This is a genomic window from Bacillus swezeyi (genome assembly GCF_001969815.1).
Classification (GTDB): Bacteria; Bacillota; Bacilli; order Bacillales; family Bacillaceae; genus Bacillus; species Bacillus swezeyi.
This window is the reverse complement of record NZ_MRBK01000006.1, coordinates 485,510-509,322: the sequence shown is the minus strand read 5'-3', so window position 1 is coordinate 509,322 and position 23,813 is coordinate 485,510. Positions and strand designations below refer to the sequence as shown.

The 23,813-nt window shown below is 43.1% G+C and carries 28 protein-coding genes and 1 other RNA gene; 17 read left to right on the top strand and 12 right to left on the bottom strand.

Translation table 11 applies throughout. The features are described from left to right. The first annotated feature begins 10 nt into the window (after positions 1 to 10). The 7 genes from BTA30_RS08715 to BTA30_RS08685 all read left to right on the top strand — a co-directional run bounded on the left by BTA30_RS08715 (position 11) and on the right by BTA30_RS08685 (position 5,532). Positions 11 to 295, top strand: a complete 285-nt coding sequence (locus BTA30_RS08715) for an AbrB/MazE/SpoVT family DNA-binding domain-containing protein (RefSeq protein WP_076760941.1) — start codon at positions 11 to 13, stop codon at positions 293 to 295. A gap of 172 nt (positions 296 to 467) precedes the next feature. Further along, complete coding sequence (gene secG, locus BTA30_RS08710) at positions 468 to 698, top strand: preprotein translocase subunit SecG (RefSeq protein WP_076760848.1); 231 nt, start codon at positions 468 to 470, stop codon at positions 696 to 698. Between the two features lie 140 nt (positions 699 to 838). Next, entirely contained in the window at positions 839 to 1,585 is a 747-nt protein-coding gene (locus tag BTA30_RS08705) for an alpha/beta hydrolase (protein ID WP_076760847.1), read from the top strand. Between the two features lie 13 nt (positions 1,586 to 1,598). Then, positions 1,599 to 3,911, top strand: coding sequence for a ribonuclease R (gene rnr, locus BTA30_RS08700; RefSeq protein WP_076760846.1), 2,313 nt, complete (start codon positions 1,599 to 1,601; stop codon positions 3,909 to 3,911). Positions 3,912 to 4,027: 116 nt separating this feature from the next. Continuing rightward, positions 4,028 to 4,501 (top strand): SsrA-binding protein SmpB, encoded by a 474-nt coding sequence (smpB, locus tag BTA30_RS08695; protein ID WP_076760845.1) that lies wholly within the window; start codon positions 4,028 to 4,030, stop codon positions 4,499 to 4,501. A 114-nt stretch (positions 4,502 to 4,615) separates the two neighbouring features. After that, positions 4,616 to 4,974, top strand: a transfer-messenger RNA (tmRNA) gene (ssrA, locus tag BTA30_RS08690). Positions 4,975 to 5,343: 369 nt separating this feature from the next. Beyond that, complete coding sequence (locus BTA30_RS08685) at positions 5,344 to 5,532, top strand: hypothetical protein (RefSeq protein ID WP_076760844.1); 189 nt, start codon at positions 5,344 to 5,346, stop codon at positions 5,530 to 5,532. Positions 5,533 to 6,173: 641 nt separating this feature from the next. On the opposite strand, the gene BTA30_RS08675 is transcribed toward BTA30_RS08685, so the two are convergent. The 5 genes from BTA30_RS08675 to BTA30_RS08650 form a co-directional block, all read right to left on the bottom strand. Next, complete coding sequence (locus tag BTA30_RS08675) at positions 6,174 to 6,539, bottom strand: hypothetical protein (protein ID WP_326140104.1); 366 nt, start codon at positions 6,537 to 6,539, stop codon at positions 6,174 to 6,176. Between the two features lie 120 nt (positions 6,540 to 6,659). Then, complete coding sequence (locus BTA30_RS24575) at positions 6,660 to 6,980, bottom strand: UCP019853 family protein (RefSeq protein ID WP_491523023.1); 321 nt, start codon at positions 6,978 to 6,980, stop codon at positions 6,660 to 6,662. 81 nt (positions 6,981 to 7,061) lie between these two features. Beyond that, positions 7,062 to 7,331, bottom strand: coding sequence for a hypothetical protein (locus BTA30_RS08665; RefSeq protein ID WP_076760841.1), 270 nt, complete (start codon positions 7,329 to 7,331; stop codon positions 7,062 to 7,064). A 404-nt stretch (positions 7,332 to 7,735) separates the two neighbouring features. Then, positions 7,736 to 8,071, bottom strand: a complete 336-nt coding sequence (locus BTA30_RS08655) for a hypothetical protein (RefSeq protein ID WP_076760840.1) — start codon at positions 8,069 to 8,071, stop codon at positions 7,736 to 7,738. 17 nt (positions 8,072 to 8,088) lie between these two features. Then, positions 8,089 to 9,816 carry a T7SS effector LXG polymorphic toxin gene (locus BTA30_RS08650; RefSeq protein ID WP_076760839.1) on the bottom strand — a complete coding sequence of 576 codons (1,728 nt, stop codon included), beginning with the start codon at positions 9,814 to 9,816 and terminating at the stop codon, positions 8,089 to 8,091. Positions 9,817 to 10,234: 418 nt separating this feature from the next. Here BTA30_RS08650 and BTA30_RS08645 point away from each other — a divergent pair, with 418 nt between their 5' ends. Together BTA30_RS08645 and BTA30_RS08640 are read left to right on the top strand one after the other, a co-directional pair. Beyond that, the gene (locus tag BTA30_RS08645) at positions 10,235 to 10,453 is read left to right on the top strand and encodes a helix-turn-helix transcriptional regulator (protein WP_076760838.1); all 219 of its coding nucleotides are present in this window, start codon (positions 10,235 to 10,237) and stop codon (positions 10,451 to 10,453) included. After that, positions 10,440 to 10,877, top strand: coding sequence for a hypothetical protein (locus BTA30_RS08640; RefSeq protein WP_076760837.1), 438 nt, complete (start codon positions 10,440 to 10,442; stop codon positions 10,875 to 10,877). Before BTA30_RS08645 ends, BTA30_RS08640 begins: the two co-directional genes overlap by 14 nt. 392 nt (positions 10,878 to 11,269) lie before the next feature. On the opposite strand, the gene BTA30_RS08635 is transcribed toward BTA30_RS08640, so the two are convergent. From BTA30_RS08635 to BTA30_RS08615, 5 genes are all read right to left on the bottom strand, one after another. Next, positions 11,270 to 12,715, bottom strand: coding sequence for an alpha/beta hydrolase family protein (locus BTA30_RS08635; RefSeq protein ID WP_076760836.1), 1,446 nt, complete (start codon positions 12,713 to 12,715; stop codon positions 11,270 to 11,272). 309 nt (positions 12,716 to 13,024) lie between these two features. Then, positions 13,025 to 13,510, bottom strand: a complete 486-nt coding sequence (locus BTA30_RS08630) for a DUF6022 family protein (protein WP_076760835.1) — start codon at positions 13,508 to 13,510, stop codon at positions 13,025 to 13,027. Between the two features lie 120 nt (positions 13,511 to 13,630). Then, on the bottom strand, positions 13,631 to 14,029 hold the full coding sequence (locus tag BTA30_RS08625; RefSeq protein WP_076760834.1) for a YrvL family regulatory protein: 399 nt from the start codon (positions 14,027 to 14,029) through the stop codon (positions 13,631 to 13,633). Between the two features lie 78 nt (positions 14,030 to 14,107). Further along, a complete protein-coding gene (locus tag BTA30_RS08620; protein WP_076760833.1) occupies positions 14,108 to 15,262 on the bottom strand; it encodes an oxalate decarboxylase family bicupin in 1,155 nt (384 codons plus the stop codon). Positions 15,263 to 15,357: 95 nt separating this feature from the next. Further along, on the bottom strand, positions 15,358 to 15,507 hold the full coding sequence (locus BTA30_RS08615; protein ID WP_076760832.1) for a YvrJ family protein: 150 nt from the start codon (positions 15,505 to 15,507) through the stop codon (positions 15,358 to 15,360). Positions 15,508 to 15,664: 157 nt separating this feature from the next. Here BTA30_RS08615 and BTA30_RS08610 point away from each other — a divergent pair, with 157 nt between their 5' ends. From BTA30_RS08610 to trhO, 3 genes are all read left to right on the top strand, one after another. Next, on the top strand, positions 15,665 to 16,228 hold the full coding sequence (locus BTA30_RS08610; protein ID WP_076760831.1) for a sigma-70 family RNA polymerase sigma factor: 564 nt from the start codon (positions 15,665 to 15,667) through the stop codon (positions 16,226 to 16,228). Positions 16,229 to 16,230: 2 nt separating this feature from the next. Continuing rightward, entirely contained in the window at positions 16,231 to 16,437 is a 207-nt protein-coding gene (gene rsoA / locus BTA30_RS08605) for a sigma-O factor regulator RsoA (RefSeq protein ID WP_076760830.1), read from the top strand. Between the two features lie 200 nt (positions 16,438 to 16,637). Further along, positions 16,638 to 17,606, top strand: a complete 969-nt coding sequence (gene trhO, locus BTA30_RS08600; RefSeq protein WP_076760829.1) for an oxygen-dependent tRNA uridine(34) hydroxylase TrhO — start codon at positions 16,638 to 16,640, stop codon at positions 17,604 to 17,606. A gap of 27 nt (positions 17,607 to 17,633) precedes the next feature. Here the strand turns inward: trhO and BTA30_RS08595 are convergent, their stop codons facing one another. After that, positions 17,634 to 18,509, bottom strand: a complete 876-nt coding sequence (locus tag BTA30_RS08595; protein ID WP_076760828.1) for a vanadium-dependent haloperoxidase — start codon at positions 18,507 to 18,509, stop codon at positions 17,634 to 17,636. Between the two features lie 167 nt (positions 18,510 to 18,676). Here BTA30_RS08595 and BTA30_RS08590 point away from each other — a divergent pair, with 167 nt between their 5' ends. After that, positions 18,677 to 19,312, top strand: a complete 636-nt coding sequence (locus BTA30_RS08590) for an FMN-dependent NADH-azoreductase (RefSeq protein WP_076760827.1) — start codon at positions 18,677 to 18,679, stop codon at positions 19,310 to 19,312. A gap of 227 nt (positions 19,313 to 19,539) precedes the next feature. Here BTA30_RS08590 and BTA30_RS08585 read toward each other — a convergent pair whose 3' ends face one another. Next, the gene (locus tag BTA30_RS08585) at positions 19,540 to 20,586 is read right to left on the bottom strand and encodes an oxidoreductase (RefSeq protein WP_076760940.1); all 1,047 of its coding nucleotides are present in this window, start codon (positions 20,584 to 20,586) and stop codon (positions 19,540 to 19,542) included. A gap of 196 nt (positions 20,587 to 20,782) precedes the next feature. Here BTA30_RS08585 and BTA30_RS08580 point away from each other — a divergent pair, with 196 nt between their 5' ends. From BTA30_RS08580 to BTA30_RS08565, 4 genes are all read left to right on the top strand, one after another. Then, a complete protein-coding gene (locus BTA30_RS08580; protein ID WP_076760826.1) occupies positions 20,783 to 21,958 on the top strand; it encodes a macrolide family glycosyltransferase in 1,176 nt (391 codons plus the stop codon). A gap of 130 nt (positions 21,959 to 22,088) precedes the next feature. Beyond that, positions 22,089 to 22,328, top strand: coding sequence for a hypothetical protein (locus BTA30_RS08575; protein ID WP_076760825.1), 240 nt, complete (start codon positions 22,089 to 22,091; stop codon positions 22,326 to 22,328). A gap of 556 nt (positions 22,329 to 22,884) precedes the next feature. Further along, a complete protein-coding gene (locus BTA30_RS08570) occupies positions 22,885 to 23,358 on the top strand; it encodes a MarR family transcriptional regulator (protein ID WP_076760824.1) in 474 nt (157 codons plus the stop codon). Between the two features lie 13 nt (positions 23,359 to 23,371). Beyond that, a complete protein-coding gene (locus tag BTA30_RS08565) occupies positions 23,372 to 23,809 on the top strand; it encodes a metallopeptidase (RefSeq protein WP_076760823.1) in 438 nt (145 codons plus the stop codon). The last annotated feature ends 4 nt before the right edge of the window (positions 23,810 to 23,813 follow it).

The window sequence follows — 23,813 nt, the reverse complement described above, 5'->3', positions numbered from 1 at the left end:
TGTTCATGAAATGAAAAACACGGGAATTGTCCGCAGAATAGATGAACTTGGCAGAGTGGTTCTTCCGGTTGAATTGCGGAGGGTGCTGAACATCAATGAAAAAGATCCGCTTGAAATTTACAGTGACGGGGAAAACATCATCTTAACCAAATACGCATCAAACATGGCCTGCCTGATGACCGGTGAAATCACAACCCAGAACAAAACATATGCAGGCGGCAAAATCGTGCTCAGTCCCCGCGGAGCGGAGATGCTTTTGGAAGATATGATGGGGGCTTTGGCAGAAAAGAAATAGTGTTTACATAGAAACGTTCGAGAGAAACGGAGCATATCCGCTTCTCTTTTTGTATAAGGCATTCAGGCGCTGGCAAAAAATAAAAAAAGACGGTCGATTCAGCTCGTGACATGCGCTTGCTTTTCATGTAAAATAAAACTATTGTCAGCCAGTTTGTCTGGAGGTGTAGGAAATGGCCGCATTTTTTACGGTCTTATTGGTGATTGTCAGTATCGCACTTATCGTTGTCGTTTTACTGCAATCCGGTAAAAGCGCCGGATTATCGGGCGCAATTTCCGGGGGAGCCGAACAGCTTTTCGGAAAACAGAAAGCAAGAGGACTGGATTTGATTCTCCACCGGATGACGGTCGTTTTAACCGTGCTTTTCTTTTTCTTAACGATTGCGCTTGCTTACTTTGTATAAGACAATGAAGCACGAGGTCTGATGTTGAAGTCAGGCCTTTTTCCTATTTGCCGGCCTTTGCCATCTCGGCCGGTTATATTTATTAAGTTTGTTTCAAGATCAAACGTGGAAGAATAGACATGAAAAGGAGACAGCGAATCATGAAAATCGTCAAACCACAACCTTTCACATTTAAAGGCGGAAAAAAAGCCGTTCTTCTATTGCACGGATTTACAGGAAACACAGCGGATGTGAGAATGCTCGGAAGATATTTGAATGAAAGGGGCTATACGTGCCACGCTCCCCAATATAAAGGACACGGAGTGCCGCCGGAAGAGCTTCTCTCCACAGGTCCTGAAGATTGGTGGAAAGATGTCATGGACGGCTATGACTATTTGAAATCCGAAGGGTATGAACAGATTGCGGCTTGCGGACTGTCTCTGGGGGGAGTTTTTTCGCTGAAATTGGGTTACACTGTACCAATAAAGGGAATTGTTCCTATGTGCGCGCCAATGTACATCAAAAGCGAAGAAACGATGTATCAAGGTGTGCTTGATTATGCCCGCAATTATAAGAAATTTGAAGGGAAGACAGCGGAGCAGATTGACGCTGAAATGGAAGAATTCAAAAAAACGCCGATGAACACCTTAAAAGCTTTGCAGGCGCTTATCGCAGATGTCAGACAGCATGTAGACATGATTTATTCGCCTACTTTTGTTGCGCAGGCCCGCCATGATCATATGATTAATACGGACAGTGCGAACATTATCTACAATGAAGTCGAAACAGATGATAAGCAGCTGAAATGGTATGAAGAATCAGGGCATGCCATCACTTTGGATAAAGAGCGTGAAACATTGCACGAGGATGTTTATCAATTTTTAGAAACGTTGGATTGGCAGCCATAAGGAGGTCTGGTTAGTGGAAAAAGAAGAATTTATGGATAAGCTTCTTTCTTTTATGAAGGAAGAAGCGTATAAGCCTCTTACAGTTCAAGAACTGGAAGAGATGCTTCAAATTACGGATTCAGATGAATACAAAGAGCTTGTCAAGGCTTTGGTGAGCCTTGAAGATAAAGGACTTGTCGTCAGAACGAGAAGCAACCGGTACGGATTGCCGGAAAAGATGAATTTAATTAAAGGAAAGGTGTCGGCGCACGCCAAAGGGTTCGCGTTTCTTCTGCCTGAAGATTCCGCGCTTGACGATGTCTTCATTCCGCCGTCTGAGCTGGGCACGGCGATGAACGGTGATACTGTGCTCGTCCGCCTGAACACAGAGACAGGCGGTACAAGAAAAGAAGGATCTGTCATCCGCATCATTGAACGGAACATCCAGAAAATTGTCGGAACGTATACGGAGACGAAAAACTTCGGCTTTGTCATTCCCGATGATAAAAAAATAACAAACGACATCTTTATCCCGAAACACGCCAAAAACGGCGCTGTCGAGGGCCATAAAGTCGTCGTCCGTTTGACAAGCTATCCTGAAGGGCGGATGAGTGCGGAAGGGGAAGTCGTTGAAATTCTCGGCCATAAAAATGATCCGGGCATTGACATCCTCTCGATCATCCATAAACACGGCCTGCCCGGAGAATTTCCGGAAGAGGCGATGGAACAGGCCGTCGCCACACCGGACACAATCGATGAGAAAGATTTCAGGGGCAGACGGGATTTGCGTGATCAAACGATTGTCACGATTGACGGCGCAGATGCCAAAGATTTGGACGATGCTGTTACTGTCACAAAGCTGAAGAACGGGCATTATAAGCTTGGTGTTCATATCGCCGATGTGAGCCACTATGTAACAGAAGGGTCTCCGATTGATAAGGAAGCATTCGAAAGGGGAACGAGCGTCTATTTGGTCGACCGTGTCATCCCGATGATTCCGCACAGACTGTCCAACGGGATCTGCTCGTTAAATCCGAAAGTTGACCGCCTGACGATGTCTTGCGAGATGATGATCAACAGCCAAGGCCAGGTTGTCGAGCATGAAATTTTCCAAAGCGTCATTAAAACGACTGAGCGGATGACCTATTCAGACGTCAACAAAATTCTTGTCGAAGATGATGAAGAGCTGAAGCAAAAGTATGAAGCGCTTGTCCCGATGTTTCAAGATATGGAGGAGCTTGCCGCCATATTACGCGAAAAGCGGATGAGCCGCGGAGCAGTCGATTTTGACTTTAAGGAAGCCAAGGTCCTTGTCGATGAGGAAGGCACAGCTAAAGATGTTGTCCTTAGAGAACGGTCGACAGCGGAAAAGCTGATTGAAGAATTTATGCTAGTGGCCAATGAAACGGTCGCCGAGCACTTTCATTGGATGAACGTTCCGTTTATTTACCGGATTCACGAAGATCCGAACCAGGAAAAATTGCAGAGGTTCTTGGAGTTTGTCGCCACATTTGGCTATGTTGTCAAAGGGACGGCGGGAAGCATCCACCCGAAAGCGCTGCAGAGCGTGCTTGATGAAGTGAGGGACCGTCCGGAGGAAGCCGTCATTTCAACGGTGATGCTCAGATCGATGAAACAGGCGAAATATGATCCGCAAAGCCTCGGACATTTCGGTTTGTCGACTGAATTTTACACGCATTTCACGTCGCCGATTCGCCGCTACCCTGACTTAATCGTCCACAGGCTGATCAGGACCTATTTGATTAATGGCAAGACAGATGAAGCGACAAGAGAGAAATGGGCGGAGAATCTGCCGGATATCGCCGAGCATACTTCGAATCGGGAACGCACTGCCGTAGACGCTGAGCGGGAAACAGACGACTTGAAAAAAACGGAATATATGATGGATAAGATCGGCGAAGAATTTGACGGTATGATCAGCTCTGTGACGAACTTCGGTATGTTTGTAGAACTTCCGAATACGATCGAAGGACTTGTCCATGTCAGCTTTATGACGGATGATTTCTACCGCTATGATGAACAGCATTACGCCATGATCGGCGAGAGAACGGGCAACGTCTACCGGATCGGCGATGAGATCACGGTCCGCGTCGTTGATGTCAATAAAGATGAGCGGAACATCGACTTTGAAATAGTCGGAATGAAAGGATCGCGCCGCAGACCGAAACCTGAAGCCAAGCAGAAAAAAGATTCCAAAAAGGATTCGGAAAAGGCTCCATCTGCTGCTGACAAAGGGGAGTGGTTCACCCGGCCGAAAAAGAAAAAAGTAAAGAAAAAACGCGGTTTTCAAAATGCACCGAAGCAGAAGCGGAAAAAGAAAAAATAAGCGGCACACTTCATAAAAAAGGCGGCGAAATTGTAAGACAGCCGTTCATTTGGTAGAATAATACGTATTCGCCGCCTTTTCGTAAGGAAAGACTTCAGGCGGGAGGAGGTTGCCGTATGCCAAAGGGAGAAGGGAAGGTTGTTTCCCAAAATAAAAAAGCAAACCACGATTATTTTATAGAAGAAACATATGAAACAGGCATTGTGCTTCAAGGAACCGAAATCAAATCCATCCGCGCCGGACGCGTCAATTTAAAGGACGCATTCGCCAAAATTGAGCGTGGAGAAGTGTTCCTCCACAATATGCACATCAGTCCGTATGAACAAGGAAACCGGTACAACCATGACCCTTTGCGGACGAGAAAGCTGTTGATGCACCGCAAGCAGATCAACAAACTGATCGGTCTGACAAAAGAGCAGGGATATTCGCTCGTACCGATCAAGCTTTATTTGAAAAACGGTTTTGCCAAAGTGCTTCTCGGCCTTGGAAAAGGGAAGAAGAAGTTTGATAAGCGGGAAGACTTGAAGCGCAAAGATGCCAAACGCGAAATTGAAAGAGCGTTTCGCGATCGGCAAAAAGGCTTGATCTAACGCGGTCACCCATGTTATTCTATATAAACGTGATCACAGACATTACCATTTGAATTGATGCGTGATCTTGTTATAATAATCATGTAGCCAGTTTTTCCGACTTCCTTTTAATAAGGGGACGTTACGGATTCGACAGGGATGGATCGAGCTTGAGTTGCGAGCCGAGAGGCGATCTCGTAAAAACGCACCTAAATATAACTGGCAAATCTAATAACCAGAACTTAGCACTAGCTGCCTAATTAGCGCAGCGAGCTCTTGCCCGCATCGCCTATGTGCCGGTTAAGAGCCCATAACGAAGTAGGCTACGCTTGCGCTCCCGTCTGAGGGCGCAGGAAGAGATTCATCAGACTAGCTCTCTGAGGGCCCGCCCGCAGGCACGAAGATGAGCGAAACCAAATTTGCAGGGCTACGCTCGTAGACGCTGAAGCAATCGACGTTTCTGGACGTGGGTTCGACTCCCACCGTCTCCACCATACATATTGATGGTGGTTTTTTTGTTTTTTTGGAAATTTTATTTTTTGATTTTGTTTGAGGCTGTGGAATAAGGCGAGTTCGACGGTTTAACCGGGTGTAGGATACTCAAATTAAGGCGATGATGAATGTAGCCAGACGGGAGGAACATTCTGAACTGGATCGCGCTAGTCTTGCGGCTTTGGTATCGGGAGAATTGTAAGTAGTATGTTTTCTGGACATGCCATCTACAATGCTTGGCTTCCTCCTCGAGTATGTGTAAGGCGCAAATTTAATAAGCGTTTAGCGTAGGGAGGAATCGTTCGACAAATTTCGCGAATTATTCCATTTCCAGACCTCTTGTCCGATAATAAATCAAGAGGTGAAAGATTATGAAATTTGAAGTTGTTTTTTGGTTTGACAATGAAAATATTAGAACAGCTAAAGTAATTGCAGAATCTGAGAAAGCACTTATAAAAGAATTGCAAGAATGTGAACATTGGTATGAGTTTGAAGATGGTAAGCGTATTGTAAATGTTAATATGCGACTTGTAACGCAATTTGATGTGAAAAAAAGATAAAATTTATTAATAAGCATCCCGAGGGATGCTTTTTTATGTTCTCTGTAAACTGGGTCCAGTGAATCTCAGATAAGACGATTGGCGGCCAATGAGAGCTAGTAAGAGTATATAGGAGAGATAATCCTAATAAAAAGAAATACCATCTACACTTTAAATTACAGATGGTACGAGCTGTTATCTTTGCAATTTTTCAGGAAGAAAATTTACTAAGCATTAGGGTTTTTCCTATTCAATGTGGAAGCGTCAGAGAATAATATTTTGCGAATTGTTCAGCTATATCATCTTTGCCTCGGGCACCAAAAATATTCAAATGCAACTGTGTTAGCTCGGTTGCAACATCCAATGGATTACACTGAATAGAGGTTGATTTAGTAGTAATATCAGCTATATTAATCACTTACTAGTTAAATTATACCTTATTTGGAAGGTGAGATAATATATGTTTTATAGTACGTTGAAAATATGAATCACACTCGCTTGACAATTTTTCTAAGCGAGCTTTTTGTAATAGGGAGATACATTATGAATAAACCTTTAAAGCTCTGCAATGAACAGGCTGCCCGACTCTCACCCGGGAAGGCTACTGCGAACAGCACAAGCGGACAAAGCCAGCTAATGACCAATACAAGGGCCTTTTCTTCTTAGGGGTTTTTCTGTTCAATTGTATTAACATCGCATTTAGCAATATGAATCTCATAATTTTTTTCTACAGAAAATATTTGTGCTAAGGTGCCTGATGATTTGTCAGTAATGATGAAGTTATGTGATTCTGATGTTTGCCAAAGCTCTTCAACTGCTTTAGAGAAGTTAAGAACTTTGACATTTGCCCATATTGGGAGAGGACAATTTGGAACGAGTATTAACCACTCTTTTTTTTCTTTCAAAAAGTTTAATGAGCTTTCAAACCAGGAAATATGAGCTTCATTGCTATCTCCAACAGACTTGGAATAGGTTGGCTCAGAATCAATTAGGCTAAACTGTTCAAGTGGTGCGTTAAATACTTGCAACCACTGAGAATCATAACTTTCAAATTCTATAAACTCCAGATGAGAGAACTGTTTTAAGACTTTTTTGCTTTCCTCAATGCTATTTGTTTCGGATGAGGATGGTCTCTTGTCGATTGGTCATTAGTTATTATCAAGAAAATCAACTGCTATTCTGTCGACTAATAATTCGACAGGTTTACCTACAAGGTATTTATAATCATTAAAATATCCATCGTCATCATAAATTTTTATTCCTGCATCAATATAATCTTCATGCAGTATTCCTCGTACATAATACTTATAACCTTCGTCAATACGCTTCAATTCTTTAATTTCTTTATCTAACTCAAGAAGGTCTAACTGAGCTAAAATGGTGAAGCTAATATAAACAGGATACTCTTTTCCTTCTTCAATGACATAAGGGCAAATAGTTGAAAATCCAGTAAATTCATAGCCATTTATCTCGAGTGTAACCTCTTCTTCTATATGTGGGTAATTTTTTAAGTTTTGCTCTATACATTACTATCAACCGTCTTTTATTGATCAACTGGGCTTATAACTATTATTAATGGTTTTCCAAAATTTTTTCCGCTTTGAGTATGGTAAGTTGTGATTTGTACCAACAAATTCAAATTTGGCCTCACCTCTTCGACTGTTCCCCATAAATCTCACATAATCTATTCTAATTCCATCTTTATATTTGTATTCAACCTTAATATCATTTTTCACTACATCTCTAGCTCCGTCCAAGTATTCATCAGCATTTCTATACAGATCTTGAAATTCGCCTCCGTGCTTTTTAAAATGACTCACTAATTTCTGTCTCACATAAGAAGCCAGGAAAATCTACCACGACTTACATTGTCAAAAAAGGGGATACACTTTCAGGGATTGCACAGAAATACAATACGACTGTCAAAGCTCTTCAGAGTTTAAACGGCATTAAAAATGTGAGTAAGATTTATGTTGGTCAGAAATTAAAGGTAAGAGGCAGTGTATTAAATAAAAAACAGTATTACACAATTAAAATTGGTGGCACCTTATCCGGTATTTTGAAAAAGTTCAATGCGTCAATTAAGACGTTGCAAGCATGGAATAGTATCAAGAACGCTAACAAGATTTACGCTGGACAGAAGATTCGTGTTAGATAAAAATTCACCGTTAAATTTCAAAAAGGCCCTCTGTGAAGAGGGGTATGTTCTTTATTTTAAAAATTGTTATTCACTGTCCATTTCCCATACTTTCTGACCGTCCGCTAAATAAATTGTACTTGGGGGATCATCATAAAGAGAAATCTCAACTAAAGAGCTTTTCCCTTGCCTTAACCAATCATATACACTGCCTTCGTTATTAGTAGGGTGAGATAAAATGTTATTCACCCTAAAGGCAACTGCATAATATTCTGTGTAATTGATATCATCATCATCTAATCCATTATCTGTTTCGAAAAGTGTGTCTGGTTTACCGATAATCTTTAATCCATTTTCCCATTCTAATCTCAGTTCTCTACCCCCATATTCATCTAATGTTTTTATTAAAGAGTTATATTCCATGAGTATCCATCCTTTTCTTATGGTTCTAATGGTTTTGCAGGAACTATATGAGCACCGTCTTTTGAATAATGTATTGTACCTCTGGTAGTCTCTATATATTTACCAGTTTTCATGTCATAGGCTTTTCCTATTTTTTGACCGAAGTTTACAACTTCCCTTCCATTTTTTAAGATTTCTCCTGTACCAGCATATTTATCAAGCAACTCTTGTGCTTTTTTATTATCCCCATAGAAGATGCTCTTGGTTTTTCCATTGGCAACTTCTTGTTTGTAGTTAGGTGTTTCAGGAATATGTTTTTCTTGAGCCCCTGGTTTTACTTTTGCAGGGAAACCATTTACTTCACGGTACGGACCTTTTGGTACGGATTGTTTGCCGTATGAAGGTTTCTCAACCTTCGAAACCTTCTTTGCCGCTTCCTCACCTTTAAATAACTTGAATCCTTTTTTACCGTATTTCAGTAACCTTCCAACAGGTGTTAAAGAAATTCCGTCTGCGACACGCTCGATTCCCGAGACTTTTTCATCTGTGTCAGGATCTCTGCCCGTTATGACTCGAATCGCATCATTACCGCCTGATAGTTCTTTTCCGGCAAAGTCAGCTATATCATTTACTGGTTCTAAAGAAGTTCCTTCAAAATCGCGCTTAACATTTCCTTGGCTTCTGCTATCTGGAATACGATGTACGACTTCCATTTCCACTTTTCCGTTTACGATGTACTCTCTGACGATTTGGCCATTTTCATACACATGGTAGCGGCCGCCGATATATTTAATGTCTGCCGGATTTTGAACCACTTCATCCGCAACATCAACTGTTTTGACCTTTTTCCATCCCTTAACATTATACAGTTTACCACCAATCACCCGAATATCTCCATAAACCTTCGAATGTTTGGCAGCTTCTTTTTGTAATACATTCAAATCAAAATCGTTCGCATGAATTGCTTGATTGATTTCTTCTTCATTCTCTTCCCTAAACACCGTATCCACATTGGATCGTTTATATTTATTGAGCTTTTCAAGCATCAACTCCATTGGAGACGGCTCGGCATTTTCCAACTCTTCATTAAAACCACTGACCGGACCATTGATGTTTGTATTCTCATCCGGTTTTAAAATCGATCCTTTTTCATAGTTCATAATCTCGATTCTTGGACCTGACGTATACATTTTTTCGAGTCTTATAATGTATTGTTGCATCGTCTCAAGGTCTTGTTCAGCGGTTTTGAGAGCGTTAGTCTGCTCCCTGTCAAACGTATGGAGCTTTTCAATTGTCTGATTGATTTCTTTTAGTGCTTTTCGATACTGTTCATGAAAATCGTTGTCATTCAAATCCGGCAAATCGACAATATGGCTGACTTTAGCGATTGTGGCGTTGGCTTTGGACACCAAATGTTTCGTTGTTCGATCAGCAGTATTTAAACCTTGTTCCAGCTCATGTTCGAGAAAGGTTTGCGAAATAAATCCATTGTGATTCGGTTCCAAGGAATTCAGTGCACTTTTCATTTTCTTTAGCGCGGAACTGTATTCCTCAATGAAAGATTTAAAGAACTTCAAGAATGGGGTGTGACATTCTTCATAAAAGTTACGAATCGCATCGCCGCCTTTTCCTTTTAAAGCGTCATCAAGAGATGTGATGCCGTCAACGCTTTTTCTGACTTTGGCGATTTCGTCTGATTGTTGTTTTAATTGTTCCAGCGTTTGATCAATTGCATTGTGCAACGCCTGAACATCCAGAGTCTTCATGACATTCTCCTCATAATACTAAAGTGACAGATCAGTAAAGATTTTACCACTTTACGGAAGAGAATTGGTGAATAAATCCTGTCAATCCATGAAAATGAATCTTTAGATTTAGGTTATTACTCCTCATCAATATCATTTACATTTAATAACTGAGGGGAAGGGGAGGGGGTACAGAATGCGTTCAAACGGTTTCAGCTGATGCGCGGGCTGTCTGCTATCGTGTAGAAAACGTTCCGATATATATGTGATATTTCATCATTATAAATCGGATAATCGTGTGGAACTTCATGACCTAATGAAGTATAAATTTACATCGAGATATTTTAAATGCTACCTGAGAATTCGCATTCGTTATGTAATATATATATTGAATAATGTAACTTATATGTTACAATTAAATTAAGGAGGAATCATATAGGTGAAGAATAAAGTGAAGATAGCTCGTGTTCAAGTAGACTTAACACAGCAACAATTAGCGGAAAAAGTGGGTGTCACTCGGCAAACCATTAGCTTGATTGAGAAAGGTAAGTATAACCCCACGCTAAATTTGTGCTTAGAGATATGTTATGCAGTGAATAAGTCGTTGGATGAAATATTTTGGATGAGCAAGGAGGAGCAGTTACATGAAGAAGATTAAAGATGAACGATTGCAAATACAACATTTGAAAAATATACGGATTGCCTTTACTGTTCAAACGGTAGGGATATTAGCAATTTTACTTTATGAGATGCTGACAGAAGGGGTTATGGAAGCTACAGACAACCCATTATGGTTATTATTTATTCTTACTATGGTTGTTTTAGGTTGGCTGAATCTCAAAATTTCTGTTGATGAGTATGATAATGCAAAAGAACAGAAAAAGCCGGGCGGCTATTACAGAGTTGTTATCCTTTCTGCCTTGATTGGCACTATTCTGGCACTTTTGGCAAAGTTCGGTCCAGATAGTAGTAGTAACAGTGAAGCCTTCATTATAGGAAGTGTGGTCTTTGTTTGTTTTCTCATCCCTTTCTCTTTTGTTTACTCTATTATTAAAAAACGATCAGAGGATAATGATATATAATATTAACTTTTCCAGCTTTTCAAGCATCATCTCCATATTGGTGAATAAACCCTGATCATCCATGAAAAAGAATCATTTGCAATAGGCTGTTTTTCCTGTTTGATATTCATGCAAGGGAAGGAGTGACGGCTGAAAGCAAAGGAGAAACTTGAATCACTCTAAAAAAAGCGAAAGCCGCCGCGGACTGATGAGTCTGGTTTTTTGTCAGAAAACGCAAAAAGATATGATGTAAAGAAATGCAGTATCACGTCTCGAGAAAAGTCCCCGTTCGGTCCCTTAGCTGCATTTTCGTTCGTTCAGACAGTCATTGCATGAGGTATTTTCTAATGACGTTATAAATATCAGCAGAGGGCACCACTTTCACTGGCGGCACCCATCCCGTGATTTTCAGTTTATTCCTTCGGAAACTTCACCTCGGGATAAGCCTGATTCGGCTTGCTGATCAAATCGCCGCCGGTTCCTTTTAAATGCTTGTTGAAAAAATCCACAACATACTGGTTCACGATGTCTGCGCCTCGTTCGCCATCGATTTTCCCCGTCATGCCGATTTGCTGCAAAAGCTTTGAATAAAGCTGAAAGTCTGTGAAATTGTAATGAGCCGCTCCTTTGATGTAAACCATTGAAGCTTGATCGATGATCTTGTATTCCTTTTTTCTTTCCTCAATCATTTTGTTAAACTCTTCTTTCGTTAGACCTGAATTTTTGATTTCTTCATCAGAAATGTTGCCGCTCATCGCCTTGTCCCTTATTTTTAGAAAGTCGCTAGATTCCATAAACAGAAACGGCTTTGAAATCGCTTGTTTGCCGTCTACATCGTATAGTGAACCGTCCATATTGATGCCGGCTTTGATTTTTTGATTCGTATATGCGGCATTAAAAGCAGTCGCACCGCCAAATGAATGCCCCATCATACCGATGTTGTTCATATCGAGTTTCCCCTTAAAGTCGCCGTCATTCAGTTTTTCTAATTGATTGATGACAAAGCCGGCATCCTGCGTCCAGATGTTCCCCAGCTTACCGCTATTTTCGGAAACACCGTTCATATATTGTTCAGTTGTTAAGCCTGTCACCCGTCCGTCGGGAAAAGCCGTTGCCATCGTGCTGTACGTATGATCGATCGCCACCGCGATAAATCCGTGGCTTGCCAGATTCTCGGCCTGAGAAGCATGCAGCAGCCGGCTTGTTCCGAAACCGTGGCTGATCACGACGACCGGATAACGGTCTTCGGTTGGCGAAATCTCGGCGTTTTCGTATGAGTTGGTTTTGATATAACGCCAATAGTCCAAAGCAAATGCCGGAAGATTGAATTCAGCGGCGAATGCCCCGATATACCGATGAAATGTGTTTTGATCATCAGGGAAGAGGGGTGACTGCTTCTGATCATTCGTATGTTGTGCGGGGTACCACACCTGAACCATCAGTTCTCTTTTATCGTGCGGATCTTTCGTCAGCGTTTCTTCTCTGTCCCGGTCAACTAAATGAAACGTTTTCGTCCCGACCGAATAGGCGCCGTCAGGCTTCGGTAAATCAAAAACAGGAAGGTATACAGACAGGAATGCGGAGATCGCCAGCATGGCGAATGTGAGAACATATAAACCATATTTCAGCGGCTTCCACATCCTGATCTGAAGCCTTTTTCCAAAGATTGCTGTAAAAGCGAGGGCGGCGGAAATCAAATAGACAAAAAACATTTGCCATCTGTACCCTTCAAAAAAGAGCTGTCCGGCCAACACGCCCATGCTTGCAAATCCAATCGCCGCCGCGAGCTTTCTCGGCATTTTTTGCTGAAACAGCATGATAAAAGACAGTAGAGTTAATAATATTTCGAATGTCCTCATGATTTTCTCCCTTATGGATGATTTTGGTCTTATACATAACGAATCGGCGGGGCGGTTGGTTGCAACATATAATGTAGTGTAAGAAAAAAACCGCTGGATGACCCAGCGGCTGCAGCTTATGCCTCTCATTTGATTAATTTTTTTACACCGATTGTTAAGAACAAAACGGCCGTAAACGACATCAGGAAGTTGAGGATGAAAGCCGAGGCAAGCCATTCTTTGTTCAAGATCGTGAGCAAAACCTGGACGGTGAATGTGACTACAAAAACCATTGCAGCTAATCTGGACTTCCTTCTTTAAGCGCTGGTATTATGTCTCCTTTATCTGTTTCACTGCGGCAACAATCCGGTCTCTTTCCGTTTCTTCCAACGTGTAAATCTGCGGGGCAAGAGGTACGTCAAATCCGGCATGGGAGTGGAAGAAATCAAAGAGCAGTGTGCCGATCGGCTTTTGCTGCTGATCACCGATGACCGCCCAAAACACCCTTGAGCGGCAGTTTTCAGCTCCCCATTTTTCCATGGAGTGTCTAAAATTCAAACCTTTTCCGATGAAAAAATCGCCTTTTCTCGGATCTTGAATCGTTATGAAGCCGGATTGTTCAAGGCTTTCAAATACCGGCGGCAGCAGTTTATCCAAGTAAAGGCCATAAGTCGCATCCTCCATTTCGGGAAACGCTTTTAAAAACGCTTCCTGATGATCGTCTAGCGTTTTTTTCCAATAAGCGGTCACATAGCTTTGCATCTGTTCGCCGATTTCTTTGAAGGTCATTCCCTGTCTGAAATTCACTTTTTTCATTAGAGAAAACCTCCTTTTCACTTTGTACATCCAGTTTATAACATTCATGCAAATGATAAAGTTGGCAGACATGTTTCATTGAAATAAAAGGGAGACATCCGCAAAACTTTATAACATGATTTAGCTGATTGTATTGAACTTCTGCAGCTGCGGATAAAGCCATTTATCGACTGCGAAAAACGAAACGGCAATTAGGACTTCAGCCGAAGTCGTCAGTAAAATATCCTCCAATAATTCATCCGCGGCAAAGACGACTGTCCATAAAAATAGAATCGTGGTCATCTCGGCGGCAAAAAAAGCGGCCCATTTATTGAGGCTGATCAATTTGAGGAGAGATATAATCAGCTTTTCGGCCGGCTCAATTAAGAAAGACAGACCGACATACAGCATCGTAAAAAGAAGCAGCGATCCGGCCGACTGATAAAACGCGCCCGGCAGGTGAAATAAGATCGAGATGCCGAGAAAGTGGGCAATAAAAACGAAAATGACCGATAAACAGAATACTGCGAATGGTTTCATGGTGCTGACAGCTCCTCTCATGATATGTATGTAAAAGCGGAAGGCCTGCAGAAATATGCTTTCTGCAAGCCTGGATGGCTATTTTTCTTCAAATTTAACGACCGGGTGCTTCACTTTGCAAAGCGTTTGCATAAATTCATCGCCCACATCAAGGTGTTCGCGGACAAGCTCATCGGGAACGAGCGCAAGCCATTGATTTAAAGACACATCTGCATAATGATCATCTTTGAAAATTTCAAGGAATCGCAGCGGCGTATCGCCTGTATTTTGGACATAGTGCCCCATCGCAAACGGTGCATAGCCGACATCGCCCGCCTGGTAATCAAATGTCCGCGCATGTCCGTCAGCCGCGAAGACCGTCATTTTCGCCTCTCCTGAAATGTAGTACTGCCACTCGTCTGTATTCGGATGCCAGTGCAGTTCCCTCATCCCGCCGGGTTCCACTTCCACCAAGGCAGCAGCAATTGTTTTCGAAGCTTTAAAGTTCGTGGAATCGGCAATCCACACTTTGCCGCCGTTTGAAACAATCGGCTCCTGTTCAAGCAATTTGTAGCTGAAAGATTCCGGAACCGTTCCGTTCGGGCTGTCGACTTTGTCTTTCTCAAGCAGTCCGGGAATTGTTTTTTGGAAAATATATTTTTCTTTTGAAGGAAGAGATGCAATGACTTCTTCTGAAATGCCGAAGTTTCCAGCAATAACATCATCAGGCGTATGTGCCAGCCAATCCGTCACCTGGAAGGTGCTGTTTTCAGAGAAAGATCCGTTGTCAAAGACGAGTATAAATTCACAGCCGTCTTCGAGTCCTTGGAGCGAATGCGGAATTCCTGACGGGAAATACCATAAATCGCCTGCCTTCACATCCTCAATAAAATTTCTGCCGTCTTGATCGACAGCTGTAATCCGTGCCGATCCATAGATCACATAAGCCCATTCGGCTTCCTTATGCCAGTGCAGCTCTCTGATGGCGCCAGGCTTCAGCCTCATATTGACTGATGCAAGTTTATCTGAAATCGGCAGTTCGCGAACCGTTACTTCCCGGGCATATCCGCCGTTTTCCAGGCGGTTGTGGACATCGGAAAATGAAAACTTCATGTTTGATACGGTTCCGTGATCTGTTTCAGGCGGAGCGAGCATGTCAGGATTTTGGCGATCGCGCTCAATATTGTGAGGAATTTTCGTTTTCGCTCCTTTTTCTCCTCTGATCGGATCTGGAATTTGTTTGCTTTTTTCCATTGTGAATATCCCCTCTTTCTTCAGAATGAAAGGAGTGCTGAAAGGCCTTTCGTTTTCCCCTTCTGTCATGTTAAGTGAAAGAACGTGGGTGGATGTCAATCAACCGAGCCGTTTTTTTCTTTCATTAAGTCGATCAGTTCATCAATTTTCTTTTCAAACCGGGTCAAAAGGTAAAGAGACAAGACAGCCGGAAAGCCGATATTGCCGATTTGCTTTGCGGCTTCTTCAATGAATGCTGAGTCCATCTAAACCACCTCCTATGTTAATAAGTGACAAAAGTAAGAAAAATGTAAGCAAAGAACTATTTTCTTTAAAATAGAACTTATGTTTGCATGTTAATAGAAGAAATGAGTTTACTTTTTTTTCATTTCTTTCATTTAAATAAATAGGAGGCGGTTTTTTATGATTGATCAAGCTTTGCTGCGTTCGAAAATGAAGGAGATCACAGAGCATCCGCTTGTGAAGCATTTTTTAAGCGATCCCCGGTGTGATCGGCTTTTTCGTCATGTCATGGAGCATCCGGATTCAGAGGAGGCAGAATTTCTTGATCTTGAGTTTAAGCAATTTTACAAAGATATCCGGATTATTAAATATGTCAACTCAATGATCCGGATATTTTCTGTCGATTTTGATAAAAGAGTAAGAAAAAACCGGCAGCGCTTTCCGCTGATCGTTGACGGGGATTCAAACATCACAGAGCCTCCTCGCGGGGATGCATTTGACGATTATTTAAACGGGGAGGAAGATTTAAGCAAGCATCTTCAGGATCAAAGTATTTATGAGGCGTTTTTGCAATTGACGCGTAAACAAAGGGAAGTGCTGACGCAAATCTACCTTCATGGCGCTTCCATGCAGGAAATAGCTGACTCTTTAGGCGAATCGAGACAAAATATTTCCAAAATTCACAAAAGGGCAATAGAAAAAATCAGAAATATGCTGAATTCTAAAGGGGAAGGGGAAAGATAAAATTGAACCTGCACAATGAAGATATTGAGAAACTGCTGGAAAGCTTTACACCGATGATCAAGAACAAATTAAGAAACACATCCTATCAAGAAAGGGATGACCTTGAACAAGAGCTGAAAATGAAAATTTGTGAAAAAGCGGACATGCTCCTATGTCAAGATGTCCCGGGATTTTGGGAATTTATCACAAATCTATTAGAAAACCTTTAATGCAAAGCTGGTTTGCTTGCATAAAATCATGATAAGTGATAGAATTCTTAACATTTGATTGATGGAATATCCAAGCGGCTGTATTGAAATGATGACAAGGTTTTGTTTGAATATGACTGAGGGTTTTTATAATATAAATGGTTTATAATTCCATAATTTAATTCGCATAAAGAAAGTGACAGATAGGTGGTTAGGATAACATGAAAAATCAATACCGAGTATTGTTGTACTATAAATATGTTCATATCGACAATTCTGAACAGTTTGCACAAGATCATCTTCAATTCTGCAAAGACTTAGGATTGAAGGGGCGCATCCTTGTGGCAAGTGAAGGAATAAACGGGACTGTATCCGGAACGGTGGAACAGACGGAGCAATATATGAACGAAATGAAAAACGATCCCCGTTTTGAGGATATGGTGTTTAAAATAGATGAGGCGGAACAGCACGCATTCAAAAAAATGCATGTCCGTCATCGTGATGAGATAGTAACGCTTCGTCTTGAAGATGATGTTGACCCGAATGAACTAACGGGAAACTATCTCGAACCAAAAGAATTCTATGAAGCCATGCGGAGTGAAGACACGATTGTCGTGGATGCCCGGAATGACTACGAGTATGATTTGGGCCATTTTCGCGGAGCGGTCAGACCTGATATTAAAGCATTCCGCGATTTGCCTGAATGGATCCGCAGCAACAAAGAAAAGCTTGAAGGAAAGAAAATTTTGACATACTGTACAGGCGGAATCCGCTGTGAGAAATTTTCCGGCTGGCTGAAAAAAGAAGGCTTTGAAGATGTTTCCCAGCTTCACGGCGGGATCGTTACCTATGGAAAAGATCCTGAAGTACAAGGTGAACTTTGGGACGGTCAGTGCTATGTCTTTGATGAAAGAATCAGCGTTCCTGTCAATCAAAAAGAGCACGTCATTGTCGGCAGGGATTATTTCACAGATGAACCGTGTGAACGGTATGTCAACTGTGCTAATCCGGAATGCAACAAGCAAATTTTGTGCTCGGAAGAAAATGAACACCGCTATTTGCGCGGCTGTACTCATGAATGCCGGATTCATCCGCGAAATCTGTATGTACAAGAGCACGGTCTGTCTGAAGAAGACGTTCGGCTGAGACTTGAAAAATTGAATGAAGAAGAAAACGCAACAAAGGGATAAAAGAGCTCATCTTTTATCCCTTCTTTTTTATCTTGCGGACGGATCCTCTCTCGGATCAAGCAATGAACTGCACTCGCGTCCCCTTGGAAACGGAATCACTTGTCTGTAAGGCGGCGGAGGAAGGTCCGCCTGGCGATCTTCTAATTCCGGAATGTCTATTCTGACCATGTCTGAATCACGCTGGTTTTTCAGTTCGTTGACGATGATGCGGCCGATTTGTCTTCCAAGTCTGAGGCCTCCTTCACCATTTACATTGTAATGAACACCGCCGTACACTCTTGACATCGCGTTTTCCTCAGCAAGCTCTCTCAATCTCACCGCTTCAGTCGGGAAATAATAGCTTAAAACGACTTCCGCACAGCCGGAAATACCGGCGTGGCCTGAAGGGTATGCGGGAAATTTGGGCGTGCAAATGATGGTGCGGAGCTTTTGATCTAGCTGATTCGGTCGCGGAATTTCCCAGCGGTATTTGAAGTACCAGACGACAACAAATGTATCGTTGATGGCAGCCTGGACGTTCGCGAGCAATCTGGCTGCTCTTGCAGGCGTTAAATCGTACGTATCAATCAGACGGTCAATGATCGGCGTCCATTGCTTCGTCGCAGGACCCGACCCCCAGTATTCGGCCATCGTAATTTGTTCAGGAGTGAGGTTTTTTAAGATTTGCCTCACATTTTCGAGCTCTTCACCTTCAAAGTCGATTGTATCAGGGTGACGGATGTCAAAAGCGATGGGACATCCGTCAGGATCCAGGAAATCGCCGAATTGATCCCTTTTTAAGAAAAAGGTCGGCCATGAACCTGCTGTCGAATCGATTGGCTGGGGAACCCGTTTTTCTCCTGCATAAGCTAATTCAGACCATAGGCGCGGCAAATTTTTATACTCGTTTTTGTTTTTTAGCATTTTGATACTTCCTTTTAATGTGAAATAAGAATGATATATTTTATACGAAAAAAATGATTTAGCAATGGACAAACTTAGAAGTGATATCGCCTTTTTTTCGGCTTTCTGAATATTTGTCGGGACGTTTCTCATACTAACAAACAACAAAAGAAAGGCAGGTTGCAGAAATGGTGAAAACTCTTTATATTACAGCACACCCTCATGATGAAAGAGCCTCTTACAGCATGGCGGCGGGAAAAGCATTTATTGATTCTTACAAAGAGGCGCATCGGGATGATGAGGTGATCCATCTCGATCTTTATCGGGAAAACATTCCGCAAATTGATGCAGATGTTTTCAGCGGGTGGGGTAAGCTTCAGTCGGGTTCGGGTTTTGATCAGCTTTCTGAGGATGAAAAAGCCAAGGTCGGCCGTCTGAATGAGCTGAGCGAACAATTTGTCGCAGCAGACAAATATGTATTTGTCACACCGCTATGGAATTTCTCTTTTCCCCCGGTGATGAAAGCCTATTTTGATGCGGTTGCTGTAGCAGGGAAAACGTTTAAATATACGGAGCAAGGTCCGATCGGGCTGTTAACGGACAAAAAAGCGCTGCACATCCAGGCGAGAGGCGGCTACTATTCGGAAGGGCAGGCGGCCGATCTTGAAATGGGCCACCGCTATATCAGCATCATGATGCAGTTTTTCGGGGTTCCGTCATTTGAAGGTTTATTTATAGAAGGACATAACGCAGAGCCTGATAAAGCAGAGGAAATCAAAAAAAATGCGATCGCCCGGGCGAAGGAACTGGGGCGGACATTTTAAAAAAAACGCGGAAGTGCTCCGCGGTTTCAGCGTGTCGACAAACCCTCGCATTCGATGTCAGGTCTGCGCGTCGGTGCTCACGAATTCCAACATTCGCTCCGCTCCGATGCTCGACCTTCCTAGACTGCAAAGGTTTTCAATCACGCTGAAAGGATGACAAAATCTTAAAACTCATTTTAGAATTTTGTCAACAATCTGAAACCGCGGAAGTGATCCGCGGTTTTACTTTATCCGTTTATGAAAACGGTCTTTTTCGTATCGCTGCTTTTTTGTGCGGCTTCGATGATCCGAATGACGGAGAGGCCTTCCTCAGCGGTGACTGGCAGTTTGCCGCCTTCAAGAATACTTGATGCAATCTCCTTGTAATAGGTTAAGTAAGAGCCTGGCAGTGTCTCCACGGTTTCTTTTTTGACATCATCCCCGTCGATCACGGTTAACTTTCCGTAGAACTCGGCTGTATCTCTTCCCCAAGCATCGCCGCTCGGTTTTTTGCCGGCTCTGAGCGCTTCCTCCTGGCCATCGATGCCGTATTTGATAAAGCTGCCCTTAGATCCGTGAACCTGATAGCGGGGGCCGTTTTCCGGAACGATCGAGCCAGAGTGCAGAATCACTTGGAGTTTATCGTAATGCAGCACAACATGGAAATAATCGTCTGTTTCGGCATGTTCCCGTTGAGCCGTCACTTTAGCTGTCACACCGTTTGGCATGCCGAATAAATGAAGCGCCTGGTCAATCAAGTGTGATCCCAAATCATAGAGCGCACCGGAGCCCGGGCCTTTTTGCTCTCTCCAGCGCTGTCTGACATTCGGCCGGAAGCGATCGTAGGAGGCATGGAACGTGTTTACTTCTCCCAGGCGCCCTTCCTTGATCAGCTGTTTGATTGTCAAAAAGTCGTTGTCCCATCTTCTGTTGTGGTATACGCTGAGGAGGACGCCTTTTTCTTTGGCTGCCGCAATTAATTCTTCTGCTTCTTCAGCCGTTGCCGTCATCGGCTTTTCCAAGACGACATGCTTTCCGGCAAGAAGGCATTCTTTCGCCATTTCAAAATGAAGTCCGCTCGGCGTTGTCACGATCACGAGGTCGATGGCCGGATCACCTGCAATTTCTTCGATCGAACTGACGGCTTCCGCCCCCGGCAAGTCTTGCGTGACTTGTTCTTTTTTCGAAGTCATCACTTTTCTTATCTCAAACTCGTTTAAAACCGATAATAAAGGCGCATGAAAAACCGATCCCGACAACCCGTATCCTAACAATCCTGTGCGAATCCTATCCATTTTCATTCTCCTCTCTTGATTTGGTTGTGATATGTAATGATGCATGTCCCGCATATTCATTTTACCCTGTTTGCCCGGATGAACAAAACCGTTCTGCATGCCTCCTGCTAAATGCCCCTGCACTTTCAGACTTTAGTTGGAAGACAGCAGCCGGTTTTATTTGTAAAATTTTTCATAGAGAAAGGAGTGAAAGAACATGGCAAACGTTTTAATGATCAATGTTCCGGCAGAGGGGCACGTTAATCCGACTCTCGGCATCGCAAAAGCATTTGTGGAAAGAGGAGACAATGTTCACTATATTACAACTGACAAATTCAAAGAAAGGCTTGAAGGTGTCGGCGTCAATGTCCATCTGCAGCCTGATTTAATGGGGATGTTGAAAGGCGAAGATTCAGTGCTGAAACTTTTTATTCGGATTGCCCAAGATACTTTGCGTATCGTCAAGCAATTGGCAGATGAGATCGAATTTGATTTTGTTTATTACGATACGTTCGGCGCAGGCAAGCTGGTGCGGGATTACTTGGGGGTTCCGGGGATTTCTTCGTCAGCCTCATTTTTATTCAATGAAGAATTTATGAAATCCCACGGGCCGATCAAAGCCGCTCAAGGGGACCCGGAAGTTGAAGTTCTAATGAGGGAGATCGAAGAGCAATACGGCGTAGAACCGGAAAGCCCGGTGCAGTTTATGAGAAATGACGCCGAATTGAACATCGTTTGCACGAGCCGCTATTTTCAGCCGGAAAGTGAACTGTTCGGCGATCAATACGTCTTTGTCGGCCCGACCTTCCCGGAGCGGAAAAGTTCGGATAGGTTCCCGTTTGAAGCTCTCGAAGGAGAGCGGGTCCTGTATATTTCGATGGGAACGATTCTTGACAATAAAGAAGCGTTTTTCAATACTTGCATTGACGCATTTTCTGATTTTAAAGGCAAAGTGGTCATTGCCGCCGGAGAAAAAACGGATCATCATCAGCTCAAAAAAGCGCCCGATCACTTTATCATTTCTCCTTATGTCCCCCAATTAGAAGTGCTAAAACAAGCGGATGCTTTTATCACCCATGGCGGGATGAACAGTGTGAACGAAGCGATTCATTTCGAAGTGCCGCTTGTCGTCATTCCCCATGACAAAGACCAGCCTATCGTCGCCAAGCGTTTAGCAGAACTTGGGGCCGGTTATCCATTGGCTGAGGACAAGGTCAGCCCCGAATCATTGAAAGCAGCGGTAAGCGAAGTATTATCAACTGAAAGCTATACCCGAGGCATTCACAAAATAAAAGACAGTTTTCGCGAATCCGGCGGGGCAAAACGAGCATTAGAAGCCATCGATCGATTTGTGGAGGAAAAAAACGTTTCGCCTGATATGTATAGTGTTTAAATGAAAACCGTAAGATCGGCTTGCGGTTTCGGTTTGTTTAATATGATAACAAGCCAATTTACGGTTTCTTTCACTGCCTGCCTCGGGGGGACTTTAAATGGAGAAGCATTTATAGATCCGGGATCTAGACGTGGAGCCTGTGAACGCTGAAGGGAGCTTGCCGTCAAAGGGCATGCAAACGCAAGCGGGAAAGCCGGATTGGCTGAGGGCGCATGGCCTTTCAGAAAGAAACGATATCTCCTTGAGGAAGGAGCGCGGCGGATACTACAGCCTGTACGGGGAGTTTGGAACGCCCGTGAATCCAGCTGCTGAAGATCAGATTCCGGGCACCCGCTTGACGCTCCACGGTGCCGGAAAGGGAATTAGGTGAGAGAAGAGCCTGTATCATGCAGCTCGCGTGAATAGCCGGCCTCGCCGGGCTGCCGAGATTATGATCCCCTCTGTCCGCCAATAACGGCGAACCGTTGTGATGACGTTTATTACCCAACAGGATGGAAAAGCTCGTTTTATCACGTAAACTGTAAGCATATGATGCGGCTGGTGAAGCCGTATCATATGCTTCAGCGTGTCGACAAACCCTCGCATTCGTTGTCAGGCCTGCGCGTCGGTGCTCACGAATCAAGGAAGGAACGGCGGCTAATCGCTCAGGCGTCCTGCCTGGACGCCGCCGTCATCACGTCCTGTGAAAGCCCTATGCTCGTCTTTCCTAGACTGCAAAGGTTTCGGGTCACGCTGAAAGGATGACAAAATCCTAAAACTTTAAACCGTTTTAGGATTTTGTCAACAATCTAAAGCATATGATACGGCTGGTGAAGCCGTATCATATGCTTTTTTGCTGGGAAAATGGGGCTTGAAAAATTAATTGTTAACTGGTAAACTATTTAATAGTTAACCAGTTAACAATGTCATGAAAGGGAATGAAAAGAGTGGAAAACAGCGCGTATGAACAAGCATTTCAAGCCGTTCAGGATTTTATCCTAAGAAGAGAAAAACGGGCTCAGCATGAACAGCAGGCACTTGCAAAGGAAGCGTTTAAAGCCGATGATCCCATGCGTAAACATTGGACCCTGACACAGCTTCATATTGTTTCGATCATTAATGAGAGCGAAGCCCATGTCAACAACGCATCTCTTGCTGCACAATTGCATGTTTCAAAGGCAGCCATTACAAAAGCCGTCAATGTTCTCATGAAGCACCAGATGATCGAATCTCACAAAAAACCACACAACAACAAAGAATTGTATTACACCTTGACAGAGGAAGGCAAAAAACTGGCCGAGGTTCATGACCGCATGCATGAAATAGCGAAGCAGCGCTACATCGAGCTGTTCGAGCAATTTTCAGAGTCTGAGCTGCAAACGGTCACCCGGTTTTTAAATGAATGGTCAAAATACATCTGAGAGAGGTAAGCCGATGAATAAAAATGAAGCAAAACAATTTTTAAGCCAAATGTATCAAGATATTGTTTCAGAAATGAATGTCGAAAAAATTCCTGATTATTTCAGCAGCCGGTATATTCAAATAACCGACGGCAACAAAATTGACCTTGCTGAACTTACTGACCACATGCTGGCGTTGAAGGAGGTTGCTGAATCTATAACGGTTTCTCCTTTTCATGAATTCCTATTTGATGAAGACCTTCAAACCGCAACATTAAGATATACGGTTGAGGTTGTCAAAAAGAGCGGGAATTGCGGGAGGATTGAATTAATCGCCATTTTTAAGCTGGACGATTACAAAATCGTTCAATGCCACGAGCTTTCAAATGTTATTGAAGGCGGGGATGGATTTGATGAGCTGGCAAGCATCAATGAAGCAAAAACCTCCTCTTGGGAGGAGGAGGTTTTTTGAAAAA